Origin of the sequence: Bacillus sp. FSL R5-0709 (genome assembly GCF_038004785.1) — a bacterium.
In the GTDB taxonomy this organism is placed as follows: Bacteria; Bacillota; Bacilli; order Bacillales; family Bacillaceae_G; genus Bacillus_A; species Bacillus_A mycoides.
The window spans coordinates 236060-250000 of sequence record NZ_JBBORT010000001.1 but is presented as its reverse complement, the minus strand read 5'-3'; the positions used below and the strand labels follow the sequence as shown (position 1 = coordinate 250000).

13 protein-coding genes and 9 tRNA genes are annotated in these 13941 nt (G+C 37.9%); 2 read left to right on the top strand and 20 right to left on the bottom strand.

The features are described 5' to 3' along the window. Nucleotides 1–17 precede the first annotated feature (17 nt). From MKX37_RS01450 to MKX37_RS01405, 10 genes are all read right to left on the bottom strand, one after another. A tRNA-Leu gene (locus tag MKX37_RS01450) sits at nt 18–100 on the bottom strand. 16 nt (nt 101–116) lie between these two features. Further along, nucleotides 117–189, bottom strand: a tRNA-Lys gene (locus MKX37_RS01445). 5 nt (nt 190–194) lie between these two features. After that, nucleotides 195–269: transfer RNA gene (locus MKX37_RS01440), tRNA-Gln, on the bottom strand. An 87-nt stretch (nt 270–356) separates the two neighbouring features. Further along, a tRNA-Asp gene (locus MKX37_RS01435) sits at nt 357–432 on the bottom strand. 3 nt (nt 433–435) lie between these two features. After that, nucleotides 436–512 (bottom strand) — tRNA-Met (locus MKX37_RS01430). Nucleotides 513–536: 24 nt separating this feature from the next. Next, nucleotides 537–612 (bottom strand) — tRNA-Val (locus MKX37_RS01425). 4 nt (nt 613–616) lie between these two features. Further along, nucleotides 617–691 (bottom strand) — tRNA-Glu (locus MKX37_RS01420). Nucleotides 692–699: 8 nt separating this feature from the next. Continuing rightward, a tRNA-Ser gene (locus MKX37_RS01415) sits at nt 700–790 on the bottom strand. Between the two features lie 3 nt (nt 791–793). After that, nucleotides 794–868 (bottom strand) — tRNA-Asn (locus MKX37_RS01410). A 114-nt stretch (nt 869–982) separates the two neighbouring features. Next, complete coding sequence (locus tag MKX37_RS01405; RefSeq protein WP_016095131.1) at nt 983–1438, bottom strand: SprT family protein; 456 nt, start codon at nt 1436–1438, stop codon at nt 983–985. Nucleotides 1439–1648: 210 nt separating this feature from the next. Between MKX37_RS01405 and cmpA the strand changes: the two genes are divergently transcribed. Next, entirely contained in the window at nt 1649–1765 is a 117-nt protein-coding gene (cmpA, locus tag MKX37_RS01400; RefSeq protein WP_001143642.1) for a cortex morphogenetic protein CmpA, read from the top strand. Between the two features lie 57 nt (nt 1766–1822). Here the strand turns inward: cmpA and MKX37_RS01395 are convergent, their stop codons facing one another. The 6 genes from MKX37_RS01395 to acpS all read right to left on the bottom strand — a co-directional run bounded on the left by MKX37_RS01395 (nt 1823) and on the right by acpS (nt 7767). Further along, the gene (locus MKX37_RS01395) at nt 1823–3991 is read right to left on the bottom strand and encodes a Tex family protein (RefSeq protein ID WP_078203966.1); all 2169 of its coding nucleotides are present in this window, start codon (nt 3989–3991) and stop codon (nt 1823–1825) included. Nucleotides 3992–4059: 68 nt separating this feature from the next. Continuing rightward, nucleotides 4060–4410, bottom strand: coding sequence for a type II toxin-antitoxin system endoribonuclease NdoA (gene ndoA, locus MKX37_RS01390; RefSeq protein WP_000635965.1), 351 nt, complete (start codon nt 4408–4410; stop codon nt 4060–4062). Nucleotides 4411–4414: 4 nt separating this feature from the next. After that, nucleotides 4415–4702 (bottom strand): antitoxin EndoAI, encoded by a 288-nt coding sequence (locus MKX37_RS01385; RefSeq protein ID WP_000004570.1) that lies wholly within the window; start codon nt 4700–4702, stop codon nt 4415–4417. Between the two features lie 311 nt (nt 4703–5013). Next, a complete protein-coding gene (alr, locus tag MKX37_RS01380) occupies nt 5014–6183 on the bottom strand; it encodes an alanine racemase (RefSeq protein WP_002124821.1) in 1170 nt (389 codons plus the stop codon). A gap of 117 nt (nt 6184–6300) precedes the next feature. Continuing rightward, nucleotides 6301–7251 carry a LolA family protein gene (locus MKX37_RS01375; RefSeq protein ID WP_002124820.1) on the bottom strand — a complete coding sequence of 317 codons (951 nt, stop codon included), beginning with the start codon at nt 7249–7251 and terminating at the stop codon, nt 6301–6303. A 156-nt stretch (nt 7252–7407) separates the two neighbouring features. After that, on the bottom strand, nt 7408–7767 hold the full coding sequence (gene acpS, locus MKX37_RS01370; RefSeq protein ID WP_002009969.1) for a holo-ACP synthase: 360 nt from the start codon (nt 7765–7767) through the stop codon (nt 7408–7410). Nucleotides 7768–7859: 92 nt separating this feature from the next. Between acpS and MKX37_RS01365 the strand changes: the two genes are divergently transcribed. Next, on the top strand, nt 7860–8432 hold the full coding sequence (locus MKX37_RS01365) for a rhomboid family intramembrane serine protease (protein WP_002124818.1): 573 nt from the start codon (nt 7860–7862) through the stop codon (nt 8430–8432). On the opposite strand, the gene uvsE is transcribed toward MKX37_RS01365, so the two are convergent. The 4 genes from uvsE to MKX37_RS01345 all read right to left on the bottom strand — a co-directional run bounded on the left by uvsE (nt 8425) and on the right by MKX37_RS01345 (nt 13928). Continuing rightward, on the bottom strand, nt 8425–9387 hold the full coding sequence (gene uvsE, locus MKX37_RS01360) for a UV DNA damage repair endonuclease UvsE (RefSeq protein WP_002009966.1): 963 nt from the start codon (nt 9385–9387) through the stop codon (nt 8425–8427). The genes MKX37_RS01365 and uvsE overlap by 8 nt on opposite strands. Before the next feature lie 92 nt (nt 9388–9479). Continuing rightward, complete coding sequence (locus tag MKX37_RS01355) at nt 9480–11096, bottom strand: DEAD/DEAH box helicase (RefSeq protein ID WP_002063522.1); 1617 nt, start codon at nt 11094–11096, stop codon at nt 9480–9482. 306 nt (nt 11097–11402) lie between these two features. Further along, entirely contained in the window at nt 11403–12779 is a 1377-nt protein-coding gene (murF, locus tag MKX37_RS01350; protein WP_002124813.1) for a UDP-N-acetylmuramoyl-tripeptide--D-alanyl-D-alanine ligase, read from the bottom strand. A 60-nt stretch (nt 12780–12839) separates the two neighbouring features. Beyond that, nucleotides 12840–13928 carry a D-alanine--D-alanine ligase gene (locus tag MKX37_RS01345; RefSeq protein ID WP_016126473.1) on the bottom strand — a complete coding sequence of 363 codons (1089 nt, stop codon included), beginning with the start codon at nt 13926–13928 and terminating at the stop codon, nt 12840–12842. Nucleotides 13929–13941: the final 13 nt, after the last annotated feature.

The window sequence follows — 13941 nt, the reverse complement described above, 5'->3', positions numbered from 1 at the left end:
TTTAAAAGATTTTTTGATGCGGCCGAGAGGACTTGAACCTCCACGGGGTTTCCCCCACTAGGCCCTCAACCTAGCGCGTCTGCCGTTCCGCCACGACCGCGCGGAAAAAACAAAAGTGAGCCATGAAGGATTCGAACCTTCGACCCTCTGATTAAAAGTCAGATGCTCTACCAACTGAGCTAATGGCTCGTAAATGGCTGGGCTAGCTGGATTCGAACCAGCGCATGACGGAGTCAAAGTCCGTTGCCTTACCGCTTGGCTATAGCCCATCGAAATAGTTATCTTCTTTTCAAAGACAAATGTTATTTTACCATAATGTCCAATAAAAAACAACTGCTATATAGCAGAAGTTAAAATGGCGGTCCCGACCGGGGTCGAACCGGCGATCTCCTGCGTGACAGGCAGGCATGTTAACCACTACACCACGGGACCATTTGGTTGCGGGGACAGGATTTGAACCTGCGACCTTCGGGTTATGAGCCCGACGAGCTACCGTACTGCTCCACCCCGCGATAATATTATTTATATAATTTATATGGTGGAGGATGACGGGATCGAACCGCCGACCCCCTGCTTGTAAGGCAGGTGCTCTCCCAGCTGAGCTAATCCTCCGAAGTGGTGACCCGTACGGGATTCGAACCCGTGTTACCGCCGTGAAAGGGCGGTGTCTTAACCACTTGACCAACGGGCCAATATGTATGGCAGAGAAGAAGGGATTCGAACCCTCGCACCGCGTTAGCGATCTACTCCCTTAGCAGGGGAGCCCCTTGAGCCACTTGGGTACTTCTCTGTATGGCTCCGCAGGTAGGACTCGAACCTACGACCGATCGGTTAACAGCCGATAGCTCTACCACTGAGCTACTGCGGAATAATGAAGACAATTTGTATCTTATAAAAATTCTCATCGTAAGTCAAGAAGTTTTTTCACAACATCTTGCGCAAACGTGACATGTTTATAATATACTGGATTGCGTTTTCACTGTCAAGATGTTTTCACTACCAGTTTTAGTTGTCCTTTACACTTTCCACATACATATCTTTGTGTATTTATTTGACGTCTTCTTACATATTGAAAAGAACACCCCATACATTCATACATAGAAACTCTCGTTTCCTCCTCACTAATCATTCGTTTACAAAAACGTGGTGCACCTACTTTCTTTAATAACTCCCGAAAATCTCTATCTCGATGCTTATACCCTTTTCCTGTGATATGTAAGTGATAATGACAAAGTTCATGTTTAACAATCCCGACTAACTCTTCTTTTCCATATACTTCGTAATATCGATAATTCAATTCTATATTATGATTCTTCAATAGATAGCGCCCACCAGTTGTACGTAACCTACTATTAAACATCGCTTTATGTAAAAACGGCATTCCAAAGCATTGTAACGATACCTCTTCCACTAACCGCTGAATTTCTTGCTCATCCATTCTCATTCCTCCTAAACTAAAAAATATTTCCACACTTTTCTCCCTTCTTATACATATAGTAAATAGTACATATACCCATCCTCATTCAAGAAGCGTGATTTCTAAAAATGCAGCATTGCTAGAAATCCACTCACCAACCTCTCATCAAAGTTACTTTAACTAAAAGGAGCTACTTTTTTTGAGAGCAGGATTAAACAAGGAGGGATTCCTATGCCCACGTGGCTAAAGAAACAAATGCAACGTGCATATTTCGAGAAAAACCGGTATCAAATCAAGTTACTAAATGAATGCTGGTTTTATTATAGTAAAATACATCAAAGCTCATAATCAATTAAACTTTCCAGTTCATAAAAAGAGAGCAGTTTCATCTGCTCTCTTTTCTTACTATTCAATCGGTAACATTGATAATGCAACACGACCTTTTTTCGTATCAATATCATCTACCCATACCTTTACAATTTGTCCCACGGATACAATATCTAATGGATGCTTTACAAATTGTTTGCTTAGTTTAGAAATATGTACTAAACCATCTTGCTTCACACCAATATCAACAAAGGCACCGAAATCAACAACATTGCGGATCGTTCCCTCTAATTCCATACCACGCTTTAAATCTTCTAATTTTAAAATCCCCTTTTTCAAAAGTGGCTTTGGCAACTCATCCCTCATATCTCGCTCCGGGCTAATTAAAGCATCCATAATATCAACTAATGTCGGCTCACCAATCTCCGTCTCTTGAGATAATTTAGAAATATCTACTCCTTCGAAACTCTTTTGCAAGTTTGGTTTCCCCACATCATTCTTTGATAACCCTAAGCTCTTCAATAGCAATTCAACATTTTTATATTGTTCTGGATGAATCCCTGTGCGATCTAACGGATTCGCTCCTTCTAATATACGTAAAAACCCGATACATTGTTCATATGTTTTTGCACCTAAACGTGGAATTTTCTTTAATTCAGTACGCTTCGTGAATTTCCCATCTTCCTCACGCTTAGCTACAATGTTTTTCGCAACTGTTTTTGATAATCCCGAAACATATTGCAACAATGCAACTGAAGCTGTATTTACATTAACACCAACTCGGTTAACTGCTGTCTCTACTACAAATGTTAATGATTCATTTAATCTCTTTTGAGATACATCATGTTGATATTGTCCCACCCCAACAGATTTAGGGTCAATTTTCACAAGTTCTGCAAGTGGATCTTGTAGACGTCTCCCAATTGAAACAGCACTTCTTTCTTCAACCTGTAAATTTGGAAACTCCTCGCGAGCTACATCAGATGCTGAGTACACACTAGCACCCGCTTCATTTACAATAATGTAAAATACATCTCGCTCTACATTTTGTAATACATCTACTATAAATTCTTCCGTTTCCCTCGAAGCTGTACCATTTCCAATCGCTATCATTTCAACTTCATATTTATCTATAATTGAAATGATTTTCGTTTTTGCATCCTCATATTTACGAGCAGGCGGATGCGGATAAATAACATCTATGTGAAGAACTTTTCCTGTATCATCTACTACAGCTAATTTACAACCGGTTCTATATGCTGGATCTACCGCTAACACAACTTTCCCTTTCATCGGAGGTTGTAATAATAAATTACGTAAATTCTCAGAGAAAATATGAATCGCTTGTTCTTCGGCCGTTTCCATTAATTCTTTACGAATTTCTCTTTCTATTGAAGGTTGAATTAATCGCTTATATCCATCTTCCATCGCTAATTGTACATAATGCGCACTTTTAGAAGCTTCATCAAGAATCATTTTTTTATGTAAAAACTGAAGAATTTCTTCAATTGGCGTGATAACAGCAACTCTTAATACGTCTTCCTTTTCACCACGATTCATAGCTAGTACACGATGCGGCACTACTTTTTGCAACGGTTCTTCATAGCCATAATACATTTCATATATATTCTTTTCATCTTTTTCTTTATCTTTTACAGATGAAGACATAATCCCTTTTCGGAAAGTAGTATTGCGAATCCAACTACGATATGCCGCATTATCCGAAACAAGTTCCGCAATAATATCTTGCGCACCTTGCAACGCATCTTCTGCAGACGCCACTTCCTTTTCTGCATTAACAAATTCCATAGCCTTCTCTGCTGGATTTTCTTTTTTATATAATAATAGCCACTCAGCTAACGGTTCTAATCCCTTTTCTTTAGCAATTGTAGCTTTCGTTCTTCTTTTTTCTTTATATGGACGATATAAGTCTTCTACTTCTTGAAGTTTTGTTGCAGCAACAATATGACGACGCAACTCTTCGGTTAGTTTACCCTTTTCACCAATAAGACGAAGAACCTCTTCTTTCCTATCTTCTAGTTGCATCATATATTGCCATCTTTCTAAGATTGCACGAATTTGCACCTCATCAAGAGACCCTGTCCATTCTTTTCGGTAACGAGCGATAAATGGAACTGTGTTACCTTCTTCTGTTAATTGAATAACATGACGAACTTGCTTTTCTGTAAAGCCTAATTCTTTCACTAACATTTTCATTAACCCTTGTCGATTATCTACCATTTCCATATCCAACCGTAACCTCCTCTATAATAAAAAAAAGTTGCCCTGTAAAGAGAGCAACTTAAACTGCCGATTTAAAAATCTATTAGTCCTAAACTAATTTGTAACGCTTCATCTACACGACTCATCATCACTTCATCCAAATGAGTGATTTTGTCCGTTAAGCGTTGCTTATCGATTGTTCGAATCTGCTCAAGTAAAATAACAGAATCCCTCTCAAAACCGTACTTTTTCGCATCAATTTCCACATGAGTGGGTAATTTCGCTTTTTGAATCTGTGCAGTAATAGCCGCTACAATCACAGTCGGACTAAAACGATTTCCGATGTCATTTTGAATGACAAGAACCGGACGAACGCCTCCTTGCTCAGAACCAACAACTGGGGAAAGGTCTGCAAAATACACGTCGCCGCGTTTTACAATCAAAATATTACCCCCCGCTAACTAAGCGTTCTACTGTATGAGCTGCTTCATACTCTGCTAAGAAAGCTTCAGATGCAATACCAAGATTAATTTTTCCCATTTCAATGTACCCACGTCGCATTGATTCATGTTGGTAGCGTTTCTTCGTCTTATGTTGACGCAATAACAGTTGTGTTGCCTGGCAAATTAGTTCATGGCGATTCTTATTCTCTTGTTTTCCAATTCCGTCCAATTCCGTTACCATTTGCTTTGGCAACCGAACCACGATTTCAGTAGTTACACTTGATTCGGACACAAAAATACACCTCCACCGTCAACTACACACCCAAATATATATATGACACCTATTGTAATAATACCATTGTATGGAGCCTGTTGCAAAGACTTCCTTATTCCTTGCTTATGTTTTCCAATTCATAAATAAAACATTCATCTTCTTTTACTTTTTATCTCTTTCAAACAAGAAATAAAGCAATCCTTCAGTAATATTTCATTGCAACTTATATTAATAACAAGTATAAAAAGAAGCTCCCCAGCGAAAAAGAGCCTATTCTTTATTAGTGAAACTCCTCCAAATGACGAGGTGCTGAGTAATAATACCTTCTTCTATATATCGTTCAAATAATTGATTACTTCTACAACTTTACCGTGTCGTATAAATATTCTCGGTACACGGAAGCTTATCGTTGCAATAATTTCATAATTAATAGTCCCGGAATATTCAGCAACCTCGGTAGCACTAATATACTCATCACCTTGTCTCCCAATGAGTGTAACTTTCGTACCAAGTGGCACTTCACAAGGAAGATGTATCATGAATTGATCCATTGTCACTCGCCCTACAATCGGTACTCTTTCACCGTTTACAAGTACCTTAAACCCTTGCAATCTTCTAAGCCAGCCATCTCCATATCCAATTGCAACTGTCGCAATCCATTCTTCGGTTCTCGTTCGGTATGTGACATTATAACTAATCCCATCTCCTTTAATCACTTGCTTAATATGAGCAACTTTCGTGTGAAGTGACAACGCCGGTTCCAATTTAAATGGTAAAAAAGGACGTATTTCTACAGATGGGGATAATCCATACATCGCAATACCAATTCGCACCGCATTAAATGTAATCCCTTGAAACCTTAACGTTGCGGCACTATTGGCTGTATGGACAAATTTAGGATTCACTCCAAATTCTTTCAACCAACGTAACTGCTGCAAAAATGTATTATATTGCTTATCAAAGTAAGAAGTCTCAACCTCATCCGCTGTTGCAAAATGCGTATATACTCCTTCTAACTCTAAAAATGGCGCACCTTCTAAACTCTTTAAGAACCCTTTTAATTCTTTTCGTTCACGTATTCCGATTCTCCCCATACCACTATCAAAATTAATATGGAATTTCATTATTGATGAACCATCCCAGAGCTTTATCGCTTCTTCCACCCATTCTTTTTGAAAAACAGTTAATGCTACATCATTTTCAGCAGCTACATTTACATCACGGGGCGGGGAAGGACCTAATACTAAAATCGGTGCAGTAATACCAGCCCTCCGAAGCACTAAAGCTTCATCTAAAAAAGCAACTGCTAATCTTGTTGCTCCTGCTTCTAATGCAGTTTTAGCCACCGGTACATAATCGTGCCCATATGCATTCGCTTTAACTACAGCAAAAATCTCTACATCACTTGGAATGTACTCTTTAATATGTGTAACATTGTTATAGATCGCATCTAAATCCACTTCCACCCACGTGTCACGGTAAAACGGTGCTTCTTCCATAAATACACTTCCTTATACACGATATGCGAAGCTTATTCTTTTATATGCTTCTTTTATGAAATCCACCTTCAAACTAAGAAAAGACGTGGTGCACATATATCACCACGTCTAAGAAGTTTACTTCACCTGCTTCGCTGTAACCGAACGAGCAACCATCAACAACTCATTCGTCTCTAAACCTTTAGACACGAGCATATATTCTACTCCGTTATGTGACCACGTTACAGAGTCTTTCGTCAATGCACCAATCGTGAAACCAAGATCAACCGGCTCTCCACTTACACTTACCGCCGATGAGGCCTCTGCAACTTTTGACTTTTCTTGTATTAAAGTAAAGGATTTCTTGCTTCCAGTGTATGTGAGTATTGCACGCTTGCCACTGTCTGTCTTCAACTCTTCTTCCTCTTTCAAAGTCATACCTTGCGGTGTATCACGTGGATACAAAATAGCAAACGGTTTGTCTTCTTTCGCTGCCGTCTGAACATCTACTTGTGCTCTAGACATATTTTGTTTCGTATCAAATGCACCTTTATCAAACTTTGCATCAAACTTTACTTTAGTGAAATCTACTTTTACAAGGACATTTTGATCATTATCCATCAGTTTCACAGAAACTGGTGTTAAATCACTTTTATTCAGCTTAATTTCTTGTTTCGGCAACATATTTTGATGTTGATAATTTGTTTTTGTTTTAAACACATAATACTTATCTGTTTTCTCGAAAGAGAGATTTTTCTTATCTTGCAAAATATCTCTTACAAGTGATTCATATAAATAAGCCTGGCTACTATTTTGCGGCCAATCACTTTGAAAACGGAAACTCTTATTAAGTGCCGGTGTTAATACAAATACACCTTCATCATTCCTTAAAATAATTTGACTCTGATCCTTTTTCGCATTCTGCAAATTCACACGATAATACGAAGGTTCTTTATGCCAAATTTCTACATTGTACTCTTGAGGTTCATTTCCTGTTTTAATAGATAATTTCGCTTCAGCTTGATAACTCTTCATACTTTTAACTTTCGTTTCTAAATCTCTCACAACATCTTCCTGTTTCTTTTCCATACAACCCGCCAACACAAAAACGGTCAATAAACCGACAAGAACTAAAAACAGACGCCTTTTCATCACTTCAGCCCCTTTGCCCCTATAAATGAATGGAAGATATGCCTTCCTTATCGCTACCTCAAATATATGAGACAAAGATATAAAATATGCAGACTAGCGTGACGAGCTTTCCAAAACAACTTGAGCAACGGCAAATTCTTTACTATGACTAATTGATAAATGAACAATATGCTCTGTATTTGTAATGATAATCGGCTTACCTCTATCATCATTCCTTACTTCAATATCTAAAAAACTCACTTCTTTCCCGATACCGGTCCCTACCGCTTTAGAATACGCCTCTTTTGCTGCAAATCTTCCAGCTACAAATTCTGTAAGACGACTTCCTTTCAGCCCCTCGGCAACACCACGTTCTCTTTCAGTTAAAATACGTTCCATAAATTTAAGCTTTCCATCTAGCATTTTTTCAATTCGATTTAACTCAATAATATCGATTCCAATCCCTACAATCATTTCAAAATCCCCTTCTTCTATTTAGCTTTCTTCATTCATATTGTAAGAATAACAGAGAATCTTTCTGATGCAAAAGGAGTGATACTAAAAACATGCTAATACCATCCACTCGCATTTCCTTACAACCGATTATCATTTCTTTACTTCTTATACAATTAGTCATGATTATATTGAGCGACTTTTCCCTCTTTCACCTGGCAGCCCACAATGAATATATCGCTAAAGGAGAATGGTGGCGTGTCATAACTTCCTTACTTGTACACGTAGACTTACAACATTTCCTTTCTAATAGTATTTGTTTATTCGTATTTGGTTCTTCCATCGAAAAACAACTAGGACACTTTTCTTTCATCATTATTTTTTTCCTTTCTGGCATTCTCGGGAATATTTCTTCTTATATTATTATGCCTCTTGAATATATTCACGCCGGAGCATCTGGTGGTATTTTCGGATTACTAGGCGCCCAATTATTTTTATTGTATAGTCGATATTGTTCTTCAAAACCAAGAGACATCGCTATTTTTTCAATAATGATACTTATATTACTACTATTTACTTTCTTTAATCCCTCTGCCAATCCTATAAGCCATTTAACAGGACTGATCATCGGCGGCATGTGCACCCCTTTTTTAACAAAAAAAAACGATGGCGCAGAGCTTATTTAATATAGAAGCTCGCACCATCGATAATTTCCACATCTGTTTGTTTACTTAACTCTCTCATTAGTTGAAATAAAGACTCGTCCTTTTTCTTCGCCTCAATCATACAATCAATTCGCGGAACACTCCCCTTTATCTTTTTCAAAAAAGATAAGAAAGTATCTACATCAATAAAATCTGCATGTGCTCTCGGGTTTTTTCCATCTCTAGGACTGGAGATGTGCATTTTAACCGGTAACAAAGACGATTCCCACGTATGTACAACACGCGCCCAATCTTCATGCCAATCTTCCTGGTCATTATTCATCATATGATGGTGCAAATCAAACACGACTGGAATGTCTAATTTCTCACCTAAATACAATGTTTCTTCTAAAGAAAAGGTCGTGTCATCATTTTCTAATATAATCATCTCTTGAATACCTCTTGGAACAGTTGACCAATTTTCTATAAAGCGTTCTAATGCAAGCTCCTTATCTTTATAACCTCCTCCCACATGTAATACACATCGTTGCTTATGTTCAATTCCCATACCCTTTAACAATTTTTTGTGCATCTGCAATGTCTTTACAGATTGTTTGAGAATACTCTCCTCAGGTGAATTTAGTACAACAAAGTGATCTGGATGGAAGTCAATTCGCATATTCATACGAATTGCATATTCACCTAATTCTTTCAGATTTTCTTTTAACGGACGAATATAGTTCCAATCTAACAACTCCTCATGATTCGCTAAAGGAATAAGCTTGGAACTAAGTCGAAAGAAAGATATATCATGCCCTTTATTATGTTTTAATAACCGTAAGCAATTTTCCAAATTCGAATTAGCGATTCTTTCAAGTTTACGAATCGCAGCCTCTCGATCATCAATCCGCTGAAACTGTGCATATGTCATCGTTTGAGATGGAGAAGCATTCTTCAAATGTACACTCATCGCAACATACCCAAGTCTTACAAGCATATAGCACCTCATTTCTATACGAGTTACTATGTAGTATGCACAATTACAGAAATAAAAAAAGAGAATGCCAGCAAAGGGCATTCTCTTTTTTATTAAGCTTGTGGACGGCTATGATGTTTTCTTTCGCCGCGTCCATTTGAAGATCCAGGGCGACCTTCACCTTTACGACCACGGTTGCCATCACGGCTACCAGCATCACGGCTACCGCCATCACGATTACGATCACGGTTACGACCATCGCCACTTCCGCTTCCACGTCCATCACGATTGCGATCACGGTTACGACCATCGCCACCGCCGCGTCCATCACGACTACGATTACGGTTACCATCACGGTATCCACTTCCGTTACCACCGCGTTTTTTAGAACCGCCACCGCCACCTCTTGAAACAACTGGTGGTTCTGATGTTAAAGCGATCGGAGTTGTATCCGGCTCTTTTGTCATCATTTTTAAAGCAGCAGCTACTACTGTTACAGAATCATTCTCTTCTAACATTTCTTCTGCAATACGCTTGTAGTATGATAAGTTATCATTTTCAATTGTGCTTTGAAGTTTTTCAGCGATTAAACGTTGTTGACCTTCTAACGCCTCGTCAAGTGTCGGTGCGTCCATACGATCAACTTTACGTTTTGTTGTACGCTCGATATTTTTTAATTGTCCTGATTCACGTGGTGTTACAAATAACATTGCAATACCTTTTTTACCGGCACGGCCAGTACGACCGATACGGTGAACGTATGATTCTGGATCTTGTGGGATATCGAAGTTGTATACGTGTGTTACGCCTGAAATATCAAGACCACGTGCAGCAACGTCTGTTGCAACAAGAACTTCAATAGTACCTTCTTTAAATTTACGTAATACAGACATACGCTTCGCTTGTGTTAAGTCACCGTGAATACCTTCTGCTGCATAACCACGTAAGTTTAATGCTTCTGATAATTCATCAACACGACGCTTTGTACGACCGAATATGATTGCAAGCTCTGGAGATTGAATATCTAGTAAGCGTGTTAACACGTCAAACTTTTTCTTTTCTTGCACTTCTAAATAGAACTGCTGAATGTTTGGCATTGTTACTTCTTTTGCTTTTACTTTAATGTGTTGAGGCTCAGTCATGAAACGCTCAGCAATACGACGGATTGGATCTGGCATTGTCGCTGAGAATAATAATGTTTGATGTGTTTCTGGCACATCTGTTAAAATCGCTTCAATATCTTCAATGAAGCCCATGTTTAACATTTCATCCGCTTCGTCAAGAACAACAGTCTCTACGTTTTGTAAGCGAAGTGTTTTACGGTTGATATGATCTAAAATACGACCCGGCGTACCTACAATAATGTGTGGGTGTTTTTTTAGAGCACGAATTTGGCGGTTAATATCTTGACCACCATAAATTGGTAGAATACGAACACGTTTATGTTTACCAATTTTGTATAGCTCTTCTCCAACTTGAATTGCTAATTCACGCGTTGGCGCGATAACAATACCTTGAACTGCTTCTTTATTTGTATCCACTTTATCTAATAGTGGTAATCCGAATGCTGCTGTTTTCCCTGTACCTGTTTGCGCTTGCCCAATAATATCCTTACCTTGCAATGCATGTGGAATTGTTTCAGCTTGAATCGGCGTAGCCTCTTCAAAGCCCATACTTTCAACAGATTGTAGTAAAGACTCACTTAATCCTAGTTCTCGAAATGTTGTCAATGTTACTTCTCCTTTTCTATCCTATACTTATCATTTAAAAAAAGGCGTTTTCCGAACTTGCGGAAAAGCCATTTTCCTGAATACTTACGTATATAACCGGGCGTATATTCTTCACGAAAATACTTCTAAACGTTATTACACTTTATCAATTATAAGTTTTGTAGGTGTAAAAAGCAAACCCCAACTGTTACCTTATTTCATATTCAGAGCTTTTTTCTTTACTTTTATTTTTTTATCGTTTACTGTAAGCGCTTATTATAAGTTTCCACTATTTTCGTGGCTATCATCCCTATTTATATACACCAATTATTTCAACATCGTAATTACTTCTTCTAATTTCATGCCGCGAGATGCTTTTACTAATACAACATCTTTCGTACCGACTACTGCTTGCAACTCTTTTATTAACTCTTCTTTACTATCATACGCTTTTACACGGTCTTTAGGGAAATTAATTTTTGCACCTTCAGCAATTTGAGCCCCTAATTTACCATATGTGAATACATATGAAATTTTTGCTGGATCAATTAATTTACCTACTTCATAATGAAATTGCACTTCTTGATTTCCAAGTTCTAACATATCACCAAGCACAACAATTTTTTTAGCAAATCCATCTAAACCATTCATTAGGTGGAACGCAGCTTCCATAGCTGTTGGACTAGCATTATAAGCATCATTGATAATTGTTAAACCACTATCTGTTTTTACAATTTCCATACGCATACCTGTCATTTGAAGTGTTACTAAACCTTGTTTCATTTCTTCCCACGTTACACCAAAATGTTTTGCAATTGCCATTGAAGCAAGCGTATTATATACATTATGCTTTCCTAGTACTGGCAAATAGAATGACGAAGTTTCATCCCTGTTCATCTTAAAGTGTGTCCCAGTAGCCTGCAATGTTACAGTAGTTGGATAGTAATCATTTGCTCTCGCATCACCAAATGTAACTGTTTCAGCTGCTAAATTCATTTCTGGAACACGATTCGTTAATAGCGGCTCATCTCCATTATATACGAACACGCCACCCTTTTGTAAACCTGTAACAATTTCTAACTTCGCTTCAGCAATCGCCTCACGAGAGCCTAAATCCATTAAGTGCGCCTCACCAATGTTCGTGATAATAGCTGCATTAGGGCGAGCTAACTTAGATAGAAATTCAATTTCTCCTCGGCTTGACATGCCCATTTCTAATACAGCTACTTCTGTATTTTCCTCTAAATTTAAAATAGTAAGAGGTAAACCGATGTGGTTGTTGAAATTACCTTCTGTTTTTTGAACTTTAAATTTAGTCGCAAGAATACTTGTTACAATATCTTTCGTAGATGTTTTACCATTACTACCCGTTACACCAATAACTTTTACATCCAATTGATCACGATAGTTTTTCGCTAACATTTGCAATGCTGCTAGTGTATCTTCTACAAAAATAACCGGAAGATTTTCAGGTGGGTTTTCTACATCTTTCATCCATAATGTAGCAATCGCCCCATTTTCAACAGCTTTGTCTACAAAAGCATGTCCATCGAAACGTTCACCTTGAATTGGAACATATAAATTTCCATTTTCAATTTTCCTCGTATCAATAGACACTCCTTGTATAGTAATTCCCTCATACCGCTCTGCTAATCCAGTACCATTTATCATCTGCTCTACTTGTTTTAACGTTCGATTTATCATGAAAACACTCCTTACATAGAGGAAGCACTATTCCTTCGAATAGTGCTTCCTCCTTTTTTGTTAGATTGTATATTTAATTTTTTGTTTTTCTTCGTGACGCTCAATCGCTAAGCGAATTAGCTCTTCAATTAATTCCGGATACGGTAACCCTGTATGTTGCCATAATAGAGGGAACATACTAAACGGCGTGAATCCTGGCATTGTGTTTACTTCGTTAATATATACTTCTCCATCTTTCGTTAAGAAGAAATCAGCTCGTGTTAAGCCCGAACCATCTAATGATTGGAATGCGATAATTGCATCTCGCTTAATTATATTAGACTCTTCCTCTGTCATTTCAGCTGGAATAATTAACGCTGTATCACCATCGATGTATTTCGATTTGTAATCATAAAAATCTTTTTTCGGTACAATTTCACCTACAACTGAACATTTCGGCTCATCATTACCTAATACACCAACTTCTACTTCACGACCTACAATATTTTCTTCTACAATAATTTTACGGTCAAATTGGAATGCCTCTTCGAATGCATTCTCAAGCTCTTCACGATCATTACACTTATTAATACCAACACTTGAACCAAGATTTGCTGGTTTTACGAAGCAAGGATATCCTAATACTTCTTCTACTTTTTCATACGCTGTTTCACGATCTTTTTCCCATGCGCTACGAATGAAAGATGCATATTTCGCTTGTTTCAATCCAGCTTCTGCAAAGATATTTTTCATAACAACTTTATCCATACCAGCAGATGATGCTAATACACCGTTACCTACATATGGAATGTTTAGTAATTCTAATAACCCTTGTACTGTTCCATCTTCACCATTCGGTCCATGTAATAATGGGAAAATAACATCAATTGCATCTTCTTGTTTAGAAGTTGCAGTTGGGATAATTTCTGTACTTAATGATACAGGAGAGATTGTATTCTCTTCCCCACTCATTTGTAATGCCTCAACATTTTTTACTTCGCCTTCAATACGCTCTCCACGCATCCATTGGCCTTGTTCTGTAATATAAATTGGATGAATCTCGAATTTATCTTGATTTAATGCTTTAATAGCAGCAAGAGCCGTTTGTAACGAAACTTGATGCTCAGCTGATTTTCCACCGTATAATAAACCTAATTTAATTTTTGTCACTGAAATCACCCTA